This is a genomic window from Thiomicrorhabdus immobilis (assembly GCF_021654855.1).
Classification (GTDB): Bacteria; Pseudomonadota; Gammaproteobacteria; order Thiomicrospirales; family Thiomicrospiraceae; genus Thiomicrorhabdus; species Thiomicrorhabdus immobilis.
Map to the genome: position 1 here is coordinate 908,449 of NZ_AP024202.1, position 18,390 is coordinate 926,838.

The 18,390-nt window shown below is 41.6% G+C and carries 19 protein-coding genes; 11 read left to right on the forward strand and 8 right to left on the reverse strand.

What is annotated here, in order from left to right; translation table 11 throughout:
- The first annotated feature begins 59 nt into the window (after window positions 1-59).
- The 3 genes from L6421_RS04000 (at window position 60) to L6421_RS04010 (ending at window position 3,447) form a co-directional block, all read left to right on the forward strand.
- Entirely contained in the window at window positions 60-740 is a 681-nt protein-coding gene (locus L6421_RS04000; protein ID WP_237263817.1) for a protein phosphatase CheZ, read from the forward strand.
- Between the two features lie 173 nt (window positions 741-913).
- The gene (locus L6421_RS04005; RefSeq protein ID WP_237263819.1) at window positions 914-2,941 is read left to right on the forward strand and encodes a chemotaxis protein CheA; all 2,028 of its coding nucleotides are present in this window, start codon (window positions 914-916) and stop codon (window positions 2,939-2,941) included.
- A gap of 11 nt (window positions 2,942-2,952) precedes the next feature.
- Window positions 2,953-3,447 (forward strand): chemotaxis protein CheW, encoded by a 495-nt coding sequence (locus L6421_RS04010; protein WP_237263821.1) that lies wholly within the window; start codon window positions 2,953-2,955, stop codon window positions 3,445-3,447.
- Between the two features lie 79 nt (window positions 3,448-3,526).
- Here the strand turns inward: L6421_RS04010 and L6421_RS04015 are convergent, their stop codons facing one another.
- From L6421_RS04015 to L6421_RS04035, 5 genes are all read right to left on the reverse strand, one after another.
- Window positions 3,527-3,856, reverse strand: a complete 330-nt coding sequence (locus tag L6421_RS04015; protein WP_237263823.1) for an EscU/YscU/HrcU family type III secretion system export apparatus switch protein — start codon at window positions 3,854-3,856, stop codon at window positions 3,527-3,529.
- A 74-nt stretch (window positions 3,857-3,930) separates the two neighbouring features.
- On the reverse strand, window positions 3,931-4,203 hold the full coding sequence (locus L6421_RS04020; RefSeq protein WP_237263825.1) for an STAS domain-containing protein: 273 nt from the start codon (window positions 4,201-4,203) through the stop codon (window positions 3,931-3,933).
- Between the two features lie 24 nt (window positions 4,204-4,227).
- On the reverse strand, window positions 4,228-4,587 hold the full coding sequence (locus L6421_RS04025) for a response regulator (RefSeq protein ID WP_237263827.1): 360 nt from the start codon (window positions 4,585-4,587) through the stop codon (window positions 4,228-4,230).
- A 67-nt stretch (window positions 4,588-4,654) separates the two neighbouring features.
- On the reverse strand, window positions 4,655-5,179 hold the full coding sequence (locus L6421_RS04030) for a chemotaxis protein CheW (RefSeq protein ID WP_237263829.1): 525 nt from the start codon (window positions 5,177-5,179) through the stop codon (window positions 4,655-4,657).
- Between the two features lie 198 nt (window positions 5,180-5,377).
- A complete protein-coding gene (locus tag L6421_RS04035; RefSeq protein WP_237263831.1) occupies window positions 5,378-6,382 on the reverse strand; it encodes a hypothetical protein in 1,005 nt (334 codons plus the stop codon).
- A 242-nt stretch (window positions 6,383-6,624) separates the two neighbouring features.
- On the opposite strand from L6421_RS04035, the gene L6421_RS04040 reads away from it, so the two are divergent.
- The 3 genes from L6421_RS04040 to L6421_RS04050 all read left to right on the forward strand — a co-directional run bounded on the left by L6421_RS04040 (window position 6,625) and on the right by L6421_RS04050 (window position 10,145).
- A complete protein-coding gene (locus L6421_RS04040) occupies window positions 6,625-7,452 on the forward strand; it encodes a CheR family methyltransferase (RefSeq protein ID WP_237263833.1) in 828 nt (275 codons plus the stop codon).
- A gap of 57 nt (window positions 7,453-7,509) precedes the next feature.
- Window positions 7,510-8,634: a protein-glutamate methylesterase/protein-glutamine glutaminase gene (locus L6421_RS04045; RefSeq protein WP_255695503.1), complete on the forward strand. Its 1,125-nt coding sequence runs from the start codon at window positions 7,510-7,512 to the stop codon at window positions 8,632-8,634.
- Window positions 8,635-8,876: 242 nt separating this feature from the next.
- A complete protein-coding gene (locus L6421_RS04050; RefSeq protein ID WP_237263835.1) occupies window positions 8,877-10,145 on the forward strand; it encodes a methyl-accepting chemotaxis protein in 1,269 nt (422 codons plus the stop codon).
- Window positions 10,146-10,286: 141 nt separating this feature from the next.
- Here the strand turns inward: L6421_RS04050 and L6421_RS04055 are convergent, their stop codons facing one another.
- The gene (locus L6421_RS04055) at window positions 10,287-10,553 is read right to left on the reverse strand and encodes a hypothetical protein (RefSeq protein WP_237263837.1); all 267 of its coding nucleotides are present in this window, start codon (window positions 10,551-10,553) and stop codon (window positions 10,287-10,289) included.
- A 115-nt stretch (window positions 10,554-10,668) separates the two neighbouring features.
- Between L6421_RS04055 and L6421_RS04060 the strand changes: the two genes are divergently transcribed.
- On the forward strand, window positions 10,669-10,989 hold the full coding sequence (locus L6421_RS04060; RefSeq protein ID WP_237263839.1) for a YqfO family protein: 321 nt from the start codon (window positions 10,669-10,671) through the stop codon (window positions 10,987-10,989).
- 303 nt (window positions 10,990-11,292) lie between these two features.
- On the opposite strand, the gene bamJ is transcribed toward L6421_RS04060, so the two are convergent.
- Together bamJ and trxB are read right to left on the reverse strand one after the other, a co-directional pair.
- Window positions 11,293-11,982 carry a BamJ family beta-barrel-assembly machinery protein gene (gene bamJ, locus L6421_RS04065; protein WP_237263841.1) on the reverse strand — a complete coding sequence of 230 codons (690 nt, stop codon included), beginning with the start codon at window positions 11,980-11,982 and terminating at the stop codon, window positions 11,293-11,295.
- A gap of 111 nt (window positions 11,983-12,093) precedes the next feature.
- The gene (gene trxB, locus L6421_RS04070; protein ID WP_237263843.1) at window positions 12,094-13,041 is read right to left on the reverse strand and encodes a thioredoxin-disulfide reductase; all 948 of its coding nucleotides are present in this window, start codon (window positions 13,039-13,041) and stop codon (window positions 12,094-12,096) included.
- A 228-nt stretch (window positions 13,042-13,269) separates the two neighbouring features.
- On the opposite strand from trxB, the gene L6421_RS04075 reads away from it, so the two are divergent.
- Genes L6421_RS04075 through crcB form a run of 4 tightly spaced genes read left to right on the forward strand, consistent with a single transcriptional unit; the run spans window position 13,270 to window position 18,305 of the window.
- The gene (locus L6421_RS04075; protein WP_237263845.1) at window positions 13,270-15,840 is read left to right on the forward strand and encodes a DNA translocase FtsK; all 2,571 of its coding nucleotides are present in this window, start codon (window positions 13,270-13,272) and stop codon (window positions 15,838-15,840) included.
- A 44-nt stretch (window positions 15,841-15,884) separates the two neighbouring features.
- The gene (gene lolA / locus L6421_RS04080) at window positions 15,885-16,529 is read left to right on the forward strand and encodes an outer membrane lipoprotein periplasmic chaperone LolA (RefSeq protein WP_237263848.1); all 645 of its coding nucleotides are present in this window, start codon (window positions 15,885-15,887) and stop codon (window positions 16,527-16,529) included.
- The gene (locus L6421_RS04085) at window positions 16,529-17,881 is read left to right on the forward strand and encodes a replication-associated recombination protein A (protein ID WP_237263850.1); all 1,353 of its coding nucleotides are present in this window, start codon (window positions 16,529-16,531) and stop codon (window positions 17,879-17,881) included. Before lolA ends, L6421_RS04085 begins: the two co-directional genes overlap by 1 nt.
- Before the next feature lie 43 nt (window positions 17,882-17,924).
- Window positions 17,925-18,305, forward strand: coding sequence for a fluoride efflux transporter CrcB (gene crcB, locus L6421_RS04090; RefSeq protein WP_237264539.1), 381 nt, complete (start codon window positions 17,925-17,927; stop codon window positions 18,303-18,305).
- The last annotated feature ends 85 nt before the right edge of the window (window positions 18,306-18,390 follow it).

The following is an 18,390-nucleotide window of genomic DNA, read 5'->3' on the forward strand; positions in this document are numbered from 1 at the left end:
ATCGTTAGTCGGTAAGTGAGCTTTTTTTTTGTAATGCATATACCACTAAGGACTTTTAAATGACATTTCCAACTCAAGTAACGCTTGATATGGCGCAGGAATTGGTTGCTGCTCTTCAGAGTAATGATGAGGCAAAGGTGACAGAAATTATTGATTCGATAACACAAATACGCGAGTCTGAATTGTATTTACAATTAAGTGGTTTAACCGCAAATCTACATCAAACTCTTGATGATTTGAATGACAGTACGTTGTTGATGCAAACTAAGCATGATATTCCTGATGCGACGGAACGTTTACAGTATGTGATTCAGACGACTGAAGAGGCGAGTAATAAAACCTTGGATGAAGCGGAGCAAGCCTTGCAAAACCTTGAGATTGTAAAAAGTCAAATTGATGGTGAGTTGACTGATGAGGCCAGAGAAAAATTGAAATTTGAGTTGGCGTTAATCGCCGACAAGTTGACTGGTATTATGTTGGCGCAATCCTTCCAGGATTTAACCGGCCAGGTTTTGAATAGGGTTATTTTGATAATTAGTTCCTTAGAGCAGAGTTTGATTCAGTTGATTGAAAGTGCCGGGCACGATTATCATGCCATTCCTGAGAGGGTGGAAGATGAGAAGAGTCAAAAGGCTTCTGAAATGAAGGGCGTGGGGCCAAATGTAACACAGCACTCTAAGCAGGATATTGTCGAATCACAAGATGATATTGATGATTTGTTAAATGATTTGGGGATTTAACAATTCCGTTTCTTTAAAGCGTTATCTTTTTAGCGGTTTCTAGGTTCCGCTTTGATGATGCGTGAATAATTAATTAATGGCATAAGGATTGCTTTTGTTTTTGGTATTGATTGGTTCATTAACAGTGTTCAGGATGCTGTTATTGTCTTAAAAATTACCAAGGGGTGAATACTGTGGATGAAGAGATTTTACAAGACTTTTTAGTTGAGGCATCTGAGTTGGTTGATCAACTAAATGAGCAGCTAGTAGACTTAGAGCAATCGCCCACAGATGCTGATCTACTTAATGCTGTATTTAGAGGTTTTCACACAATCAAAGGTGGTGCTGGATTCTTAGGTATCACCCCTCTTATCGAAGTTTGCCATAGAGCTGAAAATGTATTCGATAAGATTCGTAATGGTGATGTGAGTTATGACGCGGTAGCGGCCGATGTCATTTTACGTGCTTTCGATGTGATTAGCGATTCGATTGAACTCTTGAATGATGGTGAACGTGAACTTCCAGAAAACAACCCTCAGTTACTTGTCGATTTAGATGTGTTAACCAAAGGGGGAGCCGCTCCTCAAGTTGTTGTTGAACCGCCTAAGGCTGAGGTAGGTCTTAAGTTGGCCGAAGGGGTCGATCCTGATGGCGATATGACGGATGAAGAGTTTGAAGCGTTGCTGAATCAACGAGATTCTGGTGCCGAAACTGCCGAGTCGTCTTCTGCCGGTTTATCTCTTGCCGAAGGGGTTGATCCTGATGGAGATATGACGGATGAAGAGTTCGAAGCTTTATTGAACCAACGTGATGCCGTTTCTAGCAACCCCTCAAATGAAGATTCGAATGCGCTTTCTTTACCTGAAGGTGTCGACCCTGATGGCGACATGACGGATGAGGAGTTCGAAGCTTTATTGAACCAGCGTGATATGGTTTCTGATGAGCCAGAGATTGTTTTACCGCCATCAAAGCCGATAGTGACACAAGCGGCAGCCCCTGCTCATAAGCCTATGGCAAGTTCTTCTGCAAAACCGGAAGCCAAAGCTCCGGTAAAAAACAATACCGAGTCAACGGTTCGAGTAGATACCAAACGTTTAGATGAAATTATGAACCTGGTCGGTGAATTGGTATTGGTTCGTAACCGTTTATTGACGTTAAGAGGCCCAAATCAGAATCTTGAAGACATTTCAAATGCAGTAGGCAATTTGGACCATGTTACTACGGACTTGCAAGCGTCTGTGATGAAGACTCGAATGCAGCCTGTTAAAAAGGTGTTTGGTCGATTCCCGCGTGTTGTCCGTGATTTGGCTAGGAAGCTGGGCAAAGAAATCGAACTTGAGCTGAAGGGTGAAGAGACCGATTTAGATAAGAATTTAGTCGAAGCCCTTGCCGATCCACTAGTGCATTTAGTGCGTAATTCGGTGGATCATGGTGTGGAAATGCCTGCCGATCGTATTGCCGCTGGCAAACCTAAAAACGGTACGGTTGTTTTAGCCGCTCAACAAGAAGGGGATCATATCCTGCTATCTATTACCGATGATGGAAAAGGAATGGATCCTGATTTGCTCCGTCGTAAGGCGGTTGAAAAAGGCATGATGGATGAAATGACAGCAAACCAGCTAGATGATAAATCAGCGTTTGAACTGATTTTATCAGCCGGATTTTCTACTGCAGAAACGATAAGTGATATTTCTGGTCGTGGTGTGGGAATGGATGTTGTTAAAAATATGATTACCAAACTTAATGGTAGTATCGACATCCACTCTGTTTTAGGTCAAGGCACTGAAATTAGTATTCGAGTTCCTTTGACTTTAGCGATCCTACCCACCTTGATGGTCTCTTTTGGGAATGATAGTTATGCAATTCCATTAACCAGTGTTCAAGAAATTTTTGATTATGACAGTAGCAAAACCAATAAGATCGATGGACAAATGATGGTTCGTTTAAGGGAACGTAGTGTTCCGTTATTCTTTTTGTCTGAATGGTTGGCGCCGGATTCGGTCAAAGACGACTATCGTGGTGACAAGGTTATTATTGTTTCGGTGGGCAATCAAAGAGCAGGCCTGGTTGTTGATCAAGTTAACGGCCAAGAAGAGGTGGTTATCAAGCCTCTAGGTGTTGGTTTGAAACATGTCTATGGTTATGCAGGAGCAACGATTACCGGGAACGGCAATATTGCTTTAATTTTAGATTTACCTGGCGTTGTACAGCGTTTTCAATAGGGAGAGGTTAGATGGAATTGGCTAAAGGGTCGTTATCTACTTCAGTGCGTGCCACGAACTCGATGGATGATGAAGATGAGTACACAGGACCAAGTGCACGGTGTGTCTTGTTCACGATGGAAAACGAAATTTATGGTATTCATGTTAAAAAGATACGTGAAGTTCTTCGTGTAGGCAAAATTCGTAAAGTAGAAGGTTCCGATTATCAAATTTTAGGTGTAATCAATGTTAGAGGTGTCATTGTCACCGTGGTTGATACACGTATTTTATTTGGAATGCCTTCAAAAGAGATAACGGATCTATCTCGTATCATTATCGTTGAGCTGGATGATGAGCGTACTGTAGGGATGTTGGTCGATTTTGTGATGGAAGTCAAAGATATTCCAGAAAACCGTTTTGAAGCTTTATCAACGACCAAAGATAATGCGTCAAAATACATTCAGAGTATTGCGCATTTTGAAGATAATGTGATTATCTTGATTGAAGTGGATAACATGTTTAGTTGACTTAAAAATTAACATGTAATTACCACTAATTTATAACCGCTTAAAAGCGGTTATTTTGTTTTTGTGGCAGGGGAAATTCTTAGAGTGTTTGCTCTTCTTTAGAACTGGGATTATCTTTGTTTGAGTTTGGGTTTTCCATCGGGGATTTGCCACTTAATTGGTAGGCAAAAATCAAAACTTGGGCTACTGCTTCATACAGCGCTTCGGGGATTTCATGGTCAAGCTCAACTTGGCCTAGCAGATTAACCAGTTCGGGATCTTGTTGGATTGGAATGTTGTGGGCTTTGGCGGCTTCAATAATCTCTTGAGCAATGTACCCTCGACCTTTCGCGGTCACTTTTGGGGCACCAGAGCCTTCGTATTCAAGTGAGACGGCTAAATTATCAACAAGTGTTTTGGTTTTGCTCATAGATTTAATCGCAAGACGGTTTGATCAAAATTTGGTTTTTTTCAGAGATAAAAAAAGCGGTGAAAACCGCTTTTTTAGAAAGATAATGCTTGGTCGATGCCAATTTTTTTAGCGCTGCTTGTCAGGATTTCTGGAGTGTTCTGCCAAGATATCTTTTTGCCATTTTCAAGGGCTGTTTTGACTAATACCAGTAACGCTTGTAAACCAGACGTATCAATAGTCTCTACTGCAGACGCTTCAATAGAGATTTGATCACCAGCATCATTAAACAGTTTATTCAACTCGTTATAATGAGCTTCAATATGATGAATCGTTAAATTTTCTGGTAGCTGAATTGTCTCACTCATGATTCTGCCCTTGTTCTAAGTGGATTAAAGCACTCGACTGATTACTGAAAGCAATTTTTCTGGACTAAAAGGCTTAACAATCCAACCCGTTGCCCCAGCTTCTTTACCTTTTGTTTTCATATCACCCGAAGACTCTGTTGTTAAACAAAGGATTGGTGTGAATTTGAAGTTAGGCATAGCACGTAGAGCGGTAATTAGCTCGATACCATTCATATTAGGCATGTTAATATCTGTAACAATCAAATCAAATTGATTTTGCTTGGCAATTTCTAGGGCAGCGGCACCATCTTCTGCTTCAGTTACATCATGTCCTGCAGATTTAAGCGACATGCTCACCATTTGTCTCATAGATTTAGAATCATCAACAGCTAAGATTTTTGACATCTTACTACTCTCACTTTTTGAAATTTGATATTTGAATACGGTTAACAGAAAGCCATTATACAACTGGTTATTCTATATTTAGGGCTTTTTTTATGTGGGTTAAAATACCGTCATTAATTAATTGGTCCACATGCAATACAATCACCATTTTATCGGCAACGGTTGCCAGGCCATTTACGTACTCGGTATGAATTGTCCCTGCCATTTCAGGAGAAGGTTGGAGTTGACTCTCTTTTAATGAGTATACGTCTGAAACGCCATCAACAACTAATCCAATAATTTTTTGTGACCCTGAGCTATCTTCTGAGCGGACAATGATTACAACGGTAGAGTCGTTGTATGTAATGTCTTGCAAACCAAATCTAACTCTTAAGTCTACAATGGGAACCACTGAGCCTCGAAGGTTAATTACCCCCATTACATATGCAGGAGTATTGGGTATCGCAGTGGTTTTTTCCCAACCTTTGATTTCTTGAACACGCAAGATGTCAACACCATACTCTTCTTTGCCTAATACAAAGCTTAAAACTTGATCGTCAACGGTCTCGTTTTGCTCAATGTGTTCTTGAATAGCATCCAAGTTTTTATCCATGTTGGCTATCTCTCTTTGGTTTGCTGGACTTAAGATTAAGTTAACCGATTCATAAGAAAAGGTCTAGTATTGCTCAGAGTTATTTAAGCAAATAAATAATATAATAAAATCATATGAGGGGCTATTAATTAGCACATCATAATAAATTTATCTCAAGCAATTATATTGCCAAATGCAAAAGTTACTCTGTTATTCGCGTTAAATTTTAATGTCGATTAACGCCATTTTGGTGGAAGTATCGGTTTTAACGGGCTTTTGTGATGAAATTTGAATATTGTTCAGTTTCAGACCAGTCCTATCGAGTAATTCTTGAAGTGAACCGAGTTGTTGTTCAACCTTGTTTTGAAGCGGGGCTGTTTCGCACCATAAATAACAATCTAGTGTACCGTTGTCGGAAAGTCTAAGTTTTACGGAAAGTAGTCCTTCGGTTAGTGTTGAGTCAATATACGCTTCCCATTGGTTCTTGTCGTTTTGGTTAACTTTTCTGAATTCTATGTAGTCTTTGATGTTGTCTTTTGTGGTTTCATAAGGAATTTCTAACGGAGTGATGGTGGGGTTTTCAAAAAGCTGGACTTGTTGCACGGTAAGCCGGCTTAAGGCTTGGTTTAATAAGTGGGAAAGTTTATTTAAGCTGTTTGATGGATTCTGTTGCTGCAAATCAGTTACTTGTTGTTGGAGCTGTAGAATTTGGTTTTTTAAGTCGTTTTTAAAGTTCTGTGGAGTTTGATTTCGTGCTTGAGTCGCTAGTTTAGACTCTAAGAATAGGCCGCTGTCGTTTAGTTTTTGTTTAATGTTGTCTGCATTCAAACCTTGGTTTCTTTTAGTTACCTGCTCCATAAGTTGTTGGAGAGGGGCTTGAAGGTTGGCCGGCAAAGATTGCAACAGGTTAATTTGTTGAAAAACTTGTGTTAATGGTGCTTGAGACGGAATAAATTGCCGATAAGCGGCCTGCATAATGGTTTGATTACTGAGATCGCTGGTTGGTTTGGTTGGTGTGTTGACTATTGAAAGTTGAATTTCAGGCGATATTTGGTTGACTTTTACCTGAACGGAACCGTTTGCGGTAATAGGCTGTTTGCTGTTTGCTATGAGAGTTTGGTTGCCGATAGTTAATTGAACTTGATGGTTGTTTATGGGGTTAATGCTGGCCGTGAGTAATTGGCCTACTTTAAGCAAACTACCTGCAGGGCTATTTGATTGCACGGTAAGTGCATTCGCTGGAATTAAGTTATTGGATACCGTTACCATGATTTCAATACAAATTTAAAGGTTTTGCTTGCAAGGAATATCTAACAATTATATTGTTATAAAAATTGCTAGATGAATTTAATTTAATTCGCTGTGTGCTTGAGTTGAAAGTTAATGATGCAATTGTCAGTATACACAGTAACTGCTTGATTCTAAAATATCGGCTCTAGGCCATAACTTAAGGTGTCTTTATCAATATGAGTGAACGAGAGTTTGAATTCAAGGATCAGGATTTTAGTCGTGTTAAAACGATTGTTTATGACTACGCGGGTATTGATTTAAATGATTCAAAAAAGAATCTAGTTTATAACCGGTTATCAAAACGTATTCGTTTTTTAAATATGCACAGTTTTTCGGAGTATCTAGATTTTGTTGAAAATCAAGGAGAAGCCGAATTTGTCCATTTGATTAATGCAATCACAACAAATCTAACCTTCTTTTTCAGGGAAAATCATCATTTTGACTATTTGGCGAAGACGGTTATCCCAGGCCTGTTGAAATCGAATTCGGCATCAAAAAAAGTTCGCATTTGGTCGGCTGGTTGTTCTACAGGTGAAGAGCCATATTCAATCGCCATCATATTGAAAGAATCCATGCCTGCTGGCTGGGACGCAAAAGTGATTGCAACCGATTTGGATTCAAACGTAGTGAGTGCAGGTCAAAGCGGTATTTACAAAATGGATCGCTTAAAAGGCGTTAGTGAAGAAAGAAAGAAACGCTGGTTTTTAAAGGGGTCTGGTTCGCAAGAAGGTTATGTGAAAGTAAAGCCTGAGCTACAACAAATCATCGAATTTGGTCAACTTAACTTAATGCACGACTGGCCATTAAAGGATGATATTGATGTTATTTTTTGTAGAAATGTGGTGATTTACTTTGATAAACCGACCCAAAGTAAATTATTCAACCGTTATGCCGATAGGCTTCCAGAAAATGGACATCTTTTTATAGGGCATTCGGAATCTCTATATAAAGTCTGTGATCGCTTTGAGCTTTTAGGGCAAACTATTTACAGAAAAATAAAATAACCCAATTTATTCAAAAGACACTCTGAACAGTTAGTCATCGTTATTTAAGGGAATAAAGTGAACACACCAATTAAAGTTCTAATCGTTGATGATTCGGCATTAGTTAGAAAAATGCTCCAAGAGATGTTATCAACCGATCCAGCCTTGCAAGTGGTTGGTACCGCATCTGATCCATTTGATGCTAGAGAAAAAATTAAGCAACTGCATCCTGATGTTTTAACCTTAGACGTCGAAATGCCTAAAATGGATGGTGTCACGTTTTTGAAAAACTTAATGCGATTGCACCCGGTTCCGGTTGTGATGGTTTCAACCCTTACTGAAAAAGGGGCGGATGTCACCTTTGAGGCGATGGATTTAGGGGCTGTAGATTTTGTGACTAAGCCTAAGATTGATTTGGTTCATACCTTTGAGGCTTATACCTCTGAAATTTGCTCTAAGGTAAAGACCGCGGCCAAAGTTAGTCGAGCGATGTTGGAGCGTCAATATGCACGTTATATAGCAAACCAGACCAGAAAGCCTGTATTGGCTCCAGCCATGGCTCGACCTGTTCAAAAACATTCTGCTGATGCCATCATAGAAAAATCCGCTTTCAATAGTCGTCATTTTAGAACAACCGATAAGATTGTTGCCTTAGGTGCGTCTACAGGCGGAACAGAGGCTATAAAGGAAGTTTTGATGCGTCTACCTGCCAGTGCACCAGGTATCGTTATTACTCAGCATATACCAGCGGCTTTCAGTTTGCCGTTTGCAAAACGTATGGATACCATAACCGAAATGACCGTAATGCAAGCGGAAGATGGTCAACAAATTCTGCCGGGTCATGTCTATATCGCGCCTGGGGATAAACATTTATTGATTGCCCGTGATGGTGCGCGTTATATTTGTCGCCTTAATGACGGGCCTCCGGTAAATAGGCATAAACCATCGGTTGATGTGATGCTTAGAAGTGTGGTCCAAAACGTCGGGCCTAATGCGATTGGAGTCATGCTTACTGGAATGGGAGCGGATGGAGCTATGGGGATGAAAGAACTTCAGGAAGCGGGTGCTCCAACCATGGCTCAAGATGAGAAAACCAGTGTTGTCTGGGGGATGCCGGGTGAAACCGTAAAATTAGGTGCTGCGGATTTTGTTGTGCCGCTGGAGCAAGTTGCCAATAAAATCATGGAATTGGCCAAGCGTTAAAAATTACCAAAATGTAAAATCTCAATAAGATGCTGACGATAAATCTATGGGGAATTCAGTTTTGCCATAGATTTTTTTATGTACAGAATCTTCGCTTTTTTTAGTGGTTAATCAATTGATTTAATGCTTGGCATATTAACTGCTTCATCAGATGTTAAAATACATTTTATTTACCAAAATAGCTTATGTGAGTTTTCACTTTTTTTTCTTGTTGTAAGCTAAAAGTTCTAAGGAAGATTATCATGCTTGATGTCATCAAAACCTATTGGCCGGCCTGGTTAATGACCTTGCTAGGTGTGGTTTTAAGTTTTATGGAAATCCCCTATATTGGTGTCATTATGCTTCTAGTGGTTTCAATTGTTTGGACCTTGCTAGTGGCAAATTTTGCCAAGTTCGGTGTTAATAAGCAAAGCAAAGAAAGTCTTTCTGGCTCCGATGAGCCTGTTTCAGCCCCTCAAGTGGCGATGACCAGCGATGATAAAGCGGCTATGCTCAGGGTGATAACCGCTGATGAATCATTACGTCTTATCATGAATGATGTCGATGCGGTGATTTCGCAAGAAGTTGGTATCGTGGGCGATGAATTGATTCAAGTCAAAACATTGGTATCTGAGGCAATCGATACTTTAAATGGCAGTTTTTCGAGTTTACATGAGCAAACACAAGCCGAGTATCAGTTAGTGGTCTCTCTGTTAGACAACTTGGGCGGTGGTGAAAACTCTAATGAAATGAGTATTCAAAAGTTTTCTGCCGAGATTAAGGTGGTCTTACAGTATCTTATTGATTTGTTGACCAATGCGAGTCATCGCAGTACTCAGACGGTTTCAAAAATTGATGATATGGTGGGGCAAATCGAATCTATTTTCCATCTTTTAGAAGATGTAAAAGGTATTGCTGACCAGACTAACTTATTGGCTTTAAACGCTGCAATAGAAGCTGCCCGAGCGGGAGAAGCAGGGCGAGGGTTTGCGGTGGTGGCAGATGAAGTGCGTAAACTGTCCTTGAATTCAAATGTATTGAACGAACAAATTCGTAAACAGGCTGAACAAGCGCGAGTAACGGTTGATCAGGTAAGAAGCATTGTTAGTGAAACGGCCACAAAAGACATGGAGCATGCGGTCTCTTCACAAGATAAAGTGGGCACAATGTTAGGTGACTTAGAAGATATGAATGATGGTATCTCCTCTAAACTCGGTGATGTATCAGGCATGATTTCTGAAATTGAGTTAAGTGTTTCCAATGCGGTGCGTTCTTTACAGTTTGAAGATATTGTTAGGCAGTTGGTTGAGCAGGTGATGAGTCACTTGCAGAATCTAAATAATTTCTCCAGTGAAATTGGTGAGTTTATCGAACAAAGCCAAATGAGTCCGGCTCAATCTGAAGATGAGCATAAGCAACGTGTTGAGGAGTTTAGAGCTAAAATCCATCAAAAACGCCAAGAAATACAAGATACTCGTATGAGCCGAGTCAATACCTCAAGTATGGATGAAGGTGAAATAGAGCTGTTTTAGTTGCTAAGTATTTGATTTTAAAACATGGCTTCGTAATGGCAAAAGATAAAAGCCCCAATATTTCTAGAAAATGTTGGGGCTTTTGCTTTTTGATGAGATATGAAAGATTACAGAATCGAGTCTTTAATCTATCGCCATTAATTACATAGCCATATTACCCATATGGTCGTTCCAGAAACTACCAAAAATCAAACTGAAGATAATGCCTGTTGCAAAAACGATATACCAATAGCGGCGCATTCTGATTTGAAACTCGGTTTCTTCATCTGGTCGGTCTTTGAAGAAGACAAGCATGAATCCCACGGCAGAAATGAACCCGGCAATATTCGCTAGATAGTGCCAACCTGTTAACATGGCGGTAACACCAAGAATTAAAATAACAGCATAGGTAATGAGTAATAAACGCATTTGTTTTCCTTTTTGTGACTTAAGTTGAACTTTAGTTGCTTTGAATGTGTCGTTAGATACTTTGCACATATTGTATTGAATTTGTTTAATGGAATTGGGTTTTTAGGTAAAGATTATGTATAAAGTGATATTTTTTGTTCCAGAAAGCCATCTGGAAGAGGTTAAGTTCGCGATGTTTGAGGCTGGAGCAGGTCATATAGGAAACTATGATCGCTGTGCCTGGCAGGTGAAAGGAGAGGGACAGTTCAGGCCGTTAAAAGGCAGCCATGCTTATCTGGGTGAGCAAAACAAGTTGGAAAAACTTGAGGAGTATCGAGTGGAGTTGGTTTGCAGTGAGGTCAATATAAAAGCGGCAATTATGGCCTTAAAAGCATCGCATCCTTATGAAACCCCAGCGTTTGAGGTGTTACAAATCGTAGAGGTTTTTGGGAGCTGAGCATTTCGTAAATCAGATGGCTATCAAGCTGATAAACAATCTTGAGCGCTTCAAAATATAGTAATACTTTTATATTAGAATTTGTTGATATGCTTGTCGGCTTCGATTAATATGTGCGGGTTGTTTCATTACAACACTCCTCTAAAAGAGCTAAGATTGTTCCCCTTTATTATGGAACCCCCCGGTTAAGGTATTCTTAACTGGGGTTTTTTTTGTCTGTTGATTTTAAAAGGATTTTTAAAATCAATAGAGCTATAGGGAGCTAAACGCATTTAGAGGAGAGAAGGGGAGGTGTTAGCGGTATTATTCAGCTTTATCAAACTGGATTAACTCAATCGTGAATAATAGCGTTTTGTTTGGCCCGATTGTTTCGCCGGCACCTTTTTCTCCATAAGCAAGGTTAGACGGAATAACCACTTCCCACTTATCACCTGGTTTCATGTGTTTTAAAACTTCTCCCCAGCCTTTAATGACATTACCCATTTGGAATTTTAGAGGGGTACCGCGTTTATAAGAACTATCAAACACTTTTCCGTCAATAAAAGAACCTTCATAGTGGGCGAATATGGTGTCATTTTCTGTCGGTGAGTTACCTTTTCCAGACTTGATGACTTTATATTGGATTCCGCTATCTAAAGTTTTAACACCGGCTTTTTTGGCATTGTCAGCCATATAAGCTTCACCTTCTTTAAGGTTGGCTTCGCCTTGGGCTTTACGATGAGCAATCTGCTTTTGCATCATCTCTTTTTTAACTTCCGTAATCGCTTTCATCATCTCTTCTTCAGATAGGCGAGATTTACGGTTGTTCATGGCGTCTTCAAAACCTAAGGTAAATGCTTGGATGTCGATTTTTAAACCTTGTTGAGCAAAGTTTTTCGCTAAATCACTCCCTAAGGTGTAGCTGGCTTTTTGTTCTGTCGTGGTTAAAGGATCTGCGGCAATCACGTTCTGAGTGGTGAGTAAGCCTAATGATAAAAAGAGAATTTTCTTCATTGAAATGCCTTTTGATTTGATAAGGATAATTTTTTTTAAAAACTGTATTTTCACACTTACCAGGCCTGGTAAGTGTGAACAAAGTATTAAATAACTTTAAGAAACTTAGGATTAAAGGTTATCTAAATATTTTTCGGCATCTAGAGCGGCCATACAGCCTGCTCCTGAAGAAGTGATTGCTTGTTTATAGACTTGGTCCATAACGTCACCGGCAGCAAAAACACCAGGAATAGAAGTTTGAGTTGCATTACCTTGCAGACCGCTTTGAACTTTAATGTAACCATTAACCATTTCAAGTTGTCCTTCGAATATTCCAGTATTCGGAGTATGACCTATCGCAATAAATACCCCAGAAACATCAATCTCTTTGGTTTCTCCGGTTTCAGTACTCTTCAGGCGTAATCCGGTTACCCCCATGTTGTCGCCAAGGACTTCATCTAACGTTGAGTTGAATTCAATATTGATATTGCCATTATCAGCCTTCTCTTGAAGGTGTTTAGCAAGGATTTTTTCAGAAGAGAAGCTGTCGCGACGGTGCACAATGGTCACCTCTGCAGCGATATTAGAAAGGTAGAGTGCTTCTTCAACAGCGGTGTTGCCGCCACCGATAACCGCTACTTTTTGGTTACGGTAGAAAAAACCATCACAAGTTGCACAAGCTGAAACCCCTTTACCTTTAAAGGCTTCTTCAGAATCTAAACCTAGATATTTAGCCGAAGCACCGGTAGCGATGATTAAAGCATCACAAGTGTATTCGCCAGAATCGCCAATCAATTTAAATGGTTTTTGGTTTAATTCGGCAGTGTGGATATGGTCAAACAGGATTTCCGTTCCGAAACGTTCCGCATGTTGCTGCATGCGTTGCATTAAATCCGGTCCTGTCAGGCCTTCAGGATCACCTGGCCAGTTGTCGACTTCAGTCGTTGTTGTTAATTGTCCACCTTGTTGCATCCCGGTAATCATTACAGGTTCAAGGTTTGCACGTGCCGCGTAAACCGCTGCGGTATAACCTGCAGGACCTGAACCTAAAATTAATAATTTGCAATGTTTTGTGGCCATAACAATATCCTTTTTGTGAATAAGATTCGATTGGGTTGTAATTAATGGTTACGATTGCTGACAAGCTTACTTGAAATTCAATCAAGGTTATAGTCAGATTCTCGTCTTTTTGTATGCTAAAATTTTAGCAGTTTTTAGAGAATAAACGAGACTAAAATCACGTTTGTTCATATTCGTAGAATAAGTTTCACTTGTCACTCATTTTAAATAGGGTAAAAGTCTCTTTACATGTCTTTTAAATCAGCAAAACCAGAAAATAAACCAACACCGTCTAACCATGAAAATATTACCACCATGAAACGCTTCGGTTGGATTTTGAAGGACGGTGTGGTACTGAGTTGTATTGGCTTGGCGTTTTTTCTATTTATTGTGCTCTTTAGTTATTCACCGTTGGACTCGGGATTTGATTCGGTGGGTGAAGTTCAAGATATTCAAAATTACGGCGGGAAAACCGGTGCTTGGATATCGTCCATGCTGCTTTATGTTTTTGGGGTATTTGGTTTCTTAATTCCATTTGGAATCCTTCTGGCTGGCTGGGTCACGCTCAAGATACGTACTGGTAATGAGTTGGACTATTTGAGATTTATTCTCAGTCTACTCGGGTTGTTGCTGTTAATCACTTCTGGCGCTGGTCTGGCAAATTTATATATGCAGCCCGATGCGTTGATTGAGTTACCTTACTCTGCCGGCGGTGTCTTGGGTTATGAATTGAGTAATGGCTTGGTCGGCTCCATCGATCTATTAGGCGCCACGCTGGTTTTATTGATTTTATTTGCGGTGGCTTTCAGCATGTTGAGTAGCTGTTCGTGGTTGACGATTATCGAGTTTACGGGCGAATCGGCGGTTAAATTCAGCGATAAAATCACCAGCCTATTCCAAGATAAAGTGATGGAATCGGATAAGGTCAAAGAGCAAGTTCAAAAAATTCAAACCCAGGTGAAACAAGGGGTTTCTAAAATCAATGTCAGTGGTGGCGATGCCGCTGAAGCCAGAAAACAGTGGTTGGCTAAAATCCTGCCGCCTAAAGATCCTGCCGAAAAGGGTGGTGTCGAGCCGCTTTCTAAGGAAAAGGCGTCAGAGATAAAGGCCATCAACTCGCAGGCTGCTGTTCCAGGAGATCCTTCTATTGACCTTAATCATATGGAGGATGTTGCTTCTCCGACAGCAAGTCAGGTTCCTCAAGCTGTTTCTAGCTCGGTAGCAACCGTGGCAGCACAACCAACTTCAGCAGACGCTGTGGCGAAAGGGGTCGCCGTTGGCACAAAAGAAATGCCCAAAGCCAATGCTCAAATTGTAGAGAAGGCTGAACTACCTAAATTGGATTTATTGGATTTAGCGCCTAGTTATGATGAAGGTTTCAGTAAAGATGAACTCACTGCGTTATCCGGTTTATTAGAGCAAAGATTGTTAGAGTTTGGGGTAACGGTGCAGGTCGAATCGGTACAGCCAGGTCCGGTGGTAACCCGTTTTGAAATCCTTCCCGCACCCGGTGTCAAGGTAAGTCAAATCAATAATCTGGCCAAGGATTTGGCGCGAGTTTTATCGGTGAAATCGGTTCGTGTCGTCGATGTTATCCCTGGTAAGGCGGTTGTGGGAATCGAGATTCCAAACGAGCAGAGAGAAATTGTCGGTTTTAGAGAGGTGTTGGCTTCGGATGAGTTTCAGTCGGCTTCATCACCGCTTACTGTGGCCTTAGGTCGAGATATCGCCGGAAAACCGGTGGTCGCCGATATCGCCAAAATGCCCCATTTATTGGTGGCGGGTACCACCGGTGCCGGTAAGTCGGTAGGGGTGAATAGCATGATTTTGAGCTTGCTCTATAAGAGTACCGCCGAAGAGGTTCGCTTGATTATGGTTGACCCTAAGATGCTGGAACTATCAGTCTATGAAGACATTCCGCATCTGTTGACTCCGGTTGTTACCGATATGAGTGATGCCGCCAACGCTTTACGTTGGTGTGTATTTGAGATGGATCGCCGTTATCAATTGATGGCAAAACTCGGGGTGCGTAACATCGCCGGTTTTAACCTTAAAGTCAAAGAGGCGATAGCAAATGGCAAACCGATTATTGACCCGATTTATCAACAAGCGGCCAATTTTGGTCATGAGTTGGGGGAAGAACCGCCAACCTTAGAGCCATTGCCTTACATCGTGGTGGTGGTGGATGAATTTGCCGACATGATTATGGTGGTGGGTAAAGAGGTAGAGCAACTGATTGCCCGTATCGCCCAAAAAGCGCGTGCGGCCGGTATCCACCTGATTTTAGCTACCCAGCGACCATCGGTGAACGTTATTACCGGTTTGATTAAAGCCAATATTCCAACCCGAATCTCTTTTATGGTCAACACCAAAATCGATTCGCGAACCATTCTTGACCAAGGTGGTGCGGAACAACTGTTAGGGATGGGTGACATGCTGTTTATGCCGCCAGGTTCGGGGACGCCACGCCGAGTGCATGGTGCGTTTATGAAAGATGAAGAGGTACATCGTGTAGCCTCTTTTATTAAAACCCAGGGCAAACCGCAGTATTTAGAATCGATTACCCAGGCCAATAGCGGTGCGGATGGCGGTTCAGGTGGCGCTGATGGCGATGGTGAACAAGATGCGTTATACGATGAAGCGGTCGAATTTGTGGTCAATGCTCGCAGAGTGTCAATCTCATCGGTACAGCGTCGTTTTAAAATAGGCTATAACCGTGCGGCACGTATTGTCGAATCGATGGAATCGGCAGGGGTTGTGTCTACTGCAGGTTCAAACGGCAACCGTGAAGTTTTGGCGCCAAAACCCCAAGATAATTAATACCGCCAACTTTTATTAAAATAACAATCAATAGAGAGTAACTCGTGAAATCATTTTTAAACGCTTCAATCAGCGTATTTGTCATCTCTAGCAGTTTGCTGTTTAGTACTCAAGTCTATGCTGCAAAAGACAATTTGGGTGCCGATTTGCAAAACTATGTGAATCAACTGCAAACCTTTAAAGCGGATTTTGTGCAAACCCAGCCAGATGAAGCGTTATTCGCAACCAATACCTCAATCGGTCATTTTGAACTGAATCGACCAGGAAAACTGGTGTGGCAGTACTTTAAACCGAATGAACAGAAAATCGTGGTCGATGGCAAGAATCTGTGGGTCTATGACGAGGATTTAGACCAGGTAACGGTTCGCCCGATTGAAGAGATTAAAGCGGAATTACCGTTAAGCTGGTTGCTTTACAAAGAACCGATTCAGTCCAAATTCACCATCATTGAATCGGGTGATAAAAATGGTACCCAGTGGTTTAACTTAACTCCAAAAGCGGCTACCTACTTTCAAAGTATCGACGTCGGTATGAAAAACGGAGAGATGACTGATGTTTGGATGTATCAAAGCGCCGATAATATTACCAAGGTGCAATTTACCAATATTCAATCCAACCAAGTGATTCCTTATAAATCCTTTCAGTTCAATCTGCCTGAAGGCGCGGATTTGGTAGGTACGCCACAATAATGTCAGTTTACCGACCATTGTCAGACCGCTTAAGGCCAACTGAACTTAAGGATTATGTCGGCCAAAAACACCTCTTGGGTGAAAAGCGGGCTTTGTCACGTATGCTGGATTCAGGCCGCTTGCACTCCATGGTGTTTTGGGGGCCGCCGGGAGTGGGGAAAACCACCTTGGCACGCTTGATTGCCTTGCAGTCTGATTTACAGTTCATTAATCTTTCTGCGGTTTTGGACGGGGTCAAAGAGGTGCGAGCTGCAGTTGAACAGGCCAAACTGCACCGTCAACAGTTTCAACAGGGAACTTTGTTGTTTGTGGACGAGGTGCATCGTTTCAATAAAGCGCAACAGGATGCGTTCTTACCGTTTGTGGAAGATGGCACTTTTGTGTTTATTGGTGCCACCACTGAGAACCCTTCTTTTGAACTCAACAACGCTTTGCTTTCAAGAGCCAAAGTGTATGTGTTGAGAACGTTGGAAGAGGACGAATTGTCGACGGTTTTGGAGCGTGGTCGCGCCTTATTGGAAGCGGATTTGAATGCCGATGATTCTCTCTCAGAAAAAGTACAGATTGAGATTGAAGATAAGGCTGCTGAGTTATTGATTGAAGCGGCTGATGGTGATGCAAGACGTTTATTGAACAGCCTTGAACAAGCCATGGATTTCGCCGAATATGAAGCCAAGCAAAACCAACCAGGCCTGGTAAGGTTGACCACCGATAATTGCAAAGAGGTGATTCAAGGGGGTGTCAGACGTTTTGACAAGGGAGGCGAGGCGTTTTACGATCAAATTTCAGCACTGCATAAGTCCATTCGTGGTTCAGATGCCAACGCCGCTTTGTATTGGTTGGTTAGAATGCTGGATGGTGGTGCCGACCCTCGTTATCTGGGGCGAAGGCTTATTAGGATGGCCAGTGAAGAGATCGGTAATGCCGACCCTAAAGCCTTGCAAATAGCCATCAATGCCGCAGAGTCTTATGAACGTTTAGGCTCGCCAGAAGGTGATTTGGCTTTGGCTCATGCCGCCAGTTATTTGGCGGTGGCGCCAAAATCCAATGCGGTTTACATGGCTTATAAGGCCGTATTGGCGGACATTAAAGAGCATGGCTCGCATGAGGTGCCGTTGCATCTACGTAACGCGCCCACTAAATTGATGGCTGAATTGGACTATGGTCAGGGGTATCGTTATGCACATGACGAACCTGAAGCCTTTGCCGCTGGAGAAAGTTATTTCCCGGATGACATGCTGGAAAAAACCTACTACCAACCGGTTGAACGCGGTTTGGAAATCAAGATTTCAGCCAAGATGGAGTATCTCCGTCAATTGAATGAAAATGCTATTTATAAAAGACGTTCATAAAATAACTTAACCTTAAATTGATGTTTAAAGGACTTATACCATGATGACAGGACTCGGTTGGTTTGCCATTGCAATGGGTGGCGCTTTAGGGGCAACGGCTCGTTTTGCGATGTCACACCAGGTGTACCAATGGTTTGGTCGTGATTTTGCCTGGGGTACCTTGTCGGTCAATATGTTGGGGTCTTTTATCATGGGGCTAATGGCGGTGCTGTTGGTCGATAAGCTCGGAGTGTCTACCGAGTGGCGCGCGTTTATTATGGTGGGCTTTTTAGGCGCTTTTACCACCTTTTCCACCTTCTCTTTCGAGACCATGCAGTACCTGGAAGTGGGCGAAATCAATAAGGCTTTTATGAATATCGCCATCAGTGTGTTAACGTGTTTAGTCGCGGTATGGTTAGGCATGTTGGCTGGACGACAGTTTTAATTTGCAAGCGCATTCAATATTGCTTATTTCTCATTTCATCTTCTTATAAAAAACAGTAGAATCAGAGTTTCAATTTGCGCATTAT

Excerpts from the sequence above, each read along its gene's own strand:
- L6421_RS04025 (WP_237263827.1), bottom strand. The coding sequence starts at position 4,587 with ATGTCAAAAATCTTAGCTGTTGATGATTCTAAATCTATGAGACAAATG.
- L6421_RS04075 (WP_237263845.1), top strand. The coding sequence starts at position 13,270 with ATGTCTTTTAAATCAGCAAAACCAGAAAATAAACCAACACCGTCTAAC.
- L6421_RS04085 (WP_237263850.1), top strand. The coding sequence starts at position 16,529 with ATGTCAGTTTACCGACCATTGTCAGACCGCTTAAGGCCAACTGAACTT.
- bamJ (WP_237263841.1), bottom strand. The coding sequence starts at position 11,982 with ATGAAGAAAATTCTCTTTTTATCATTAGGCTTACTCACCACTCAGAAC.
- L6421_RS04060 (WP_237263839.1), top strand. The coding sequence starts at position 10,669 with ATGTATAAAGTGATATTTTTTGTTCCAGAAAGCCATCTGGAAGAGGTT.
- L6421_RS04040 (WP_237263833.1), top strand. The coding sequence starts at position 6,625 with ATGAGTGAACGAGAGTTTGAATTCAAGGATCAGGATTTTAGTCGTGTT.
- L6421_RS04010 (WP_237263821.1), top strand. The coding sequence starts at position 2,953 with ATGGAATTGGCTAAAGGGTCGTTATCTACTTCAGTGCGTGCCACGAAC.
- L6421_RS04015 (WP_237263823.1), bottom strand. The coding sequence starts at position 3,856 with ATGAGCAAAACCAAAACACTTGTTGATAATTTAGCCGTCTCACTTGAA.
- L6421_RS04050 (WP_237263835.1), top strand. The coding sequence starts at position 8,877 with ATGCTTGATGTCATCAAAACCTATTGGCCGGCCTGGTTAATGACCTTG.
- L6421_RS04055 (WP_237263837.1), bottom strand. The coding sequence starts at position 10,553 with ATGCGTTTATTACTCATTACCTATGCTGTTATTTTAATTCTTGGTGTT.
- crcB (WP_237264539.1), top strand. The coding sequence starts at position 17,925 with ATGACAGGACTCGGTTGGTTTGCCATTGCAATGGGTGGCGCTTTAGGG.
- L6421_RS04000 (WP_237263817.1), top strand. The coding sequence starts at position 60 with ATGACATTTCCAACTCAAGTAACGCTTGATATGGCGCAGGAATTGGTT.
- trxB (WP_237263843.1), bottom strand. The coding sequence starts at position 13,041 with ATGGCCACAAAACATTGCAAATTATTAATTTTAGGTTCAGGTCCTGCA.
- L6421_RS04030 (WP_237263829.1), bottom strand. The coding sequence starts at position 5,179 with ATGGATAAAAACTTGGATGCTATTCAAGAACACATTGAGCAAAACGAG.
- L6421_RS04020 (WP_237263825.1), bottom strand. The coding sequence starts at position 4,203 with ATGAGTGAGACAATTCAGCTACCAGAAAATTTAACGATTCATCATATT.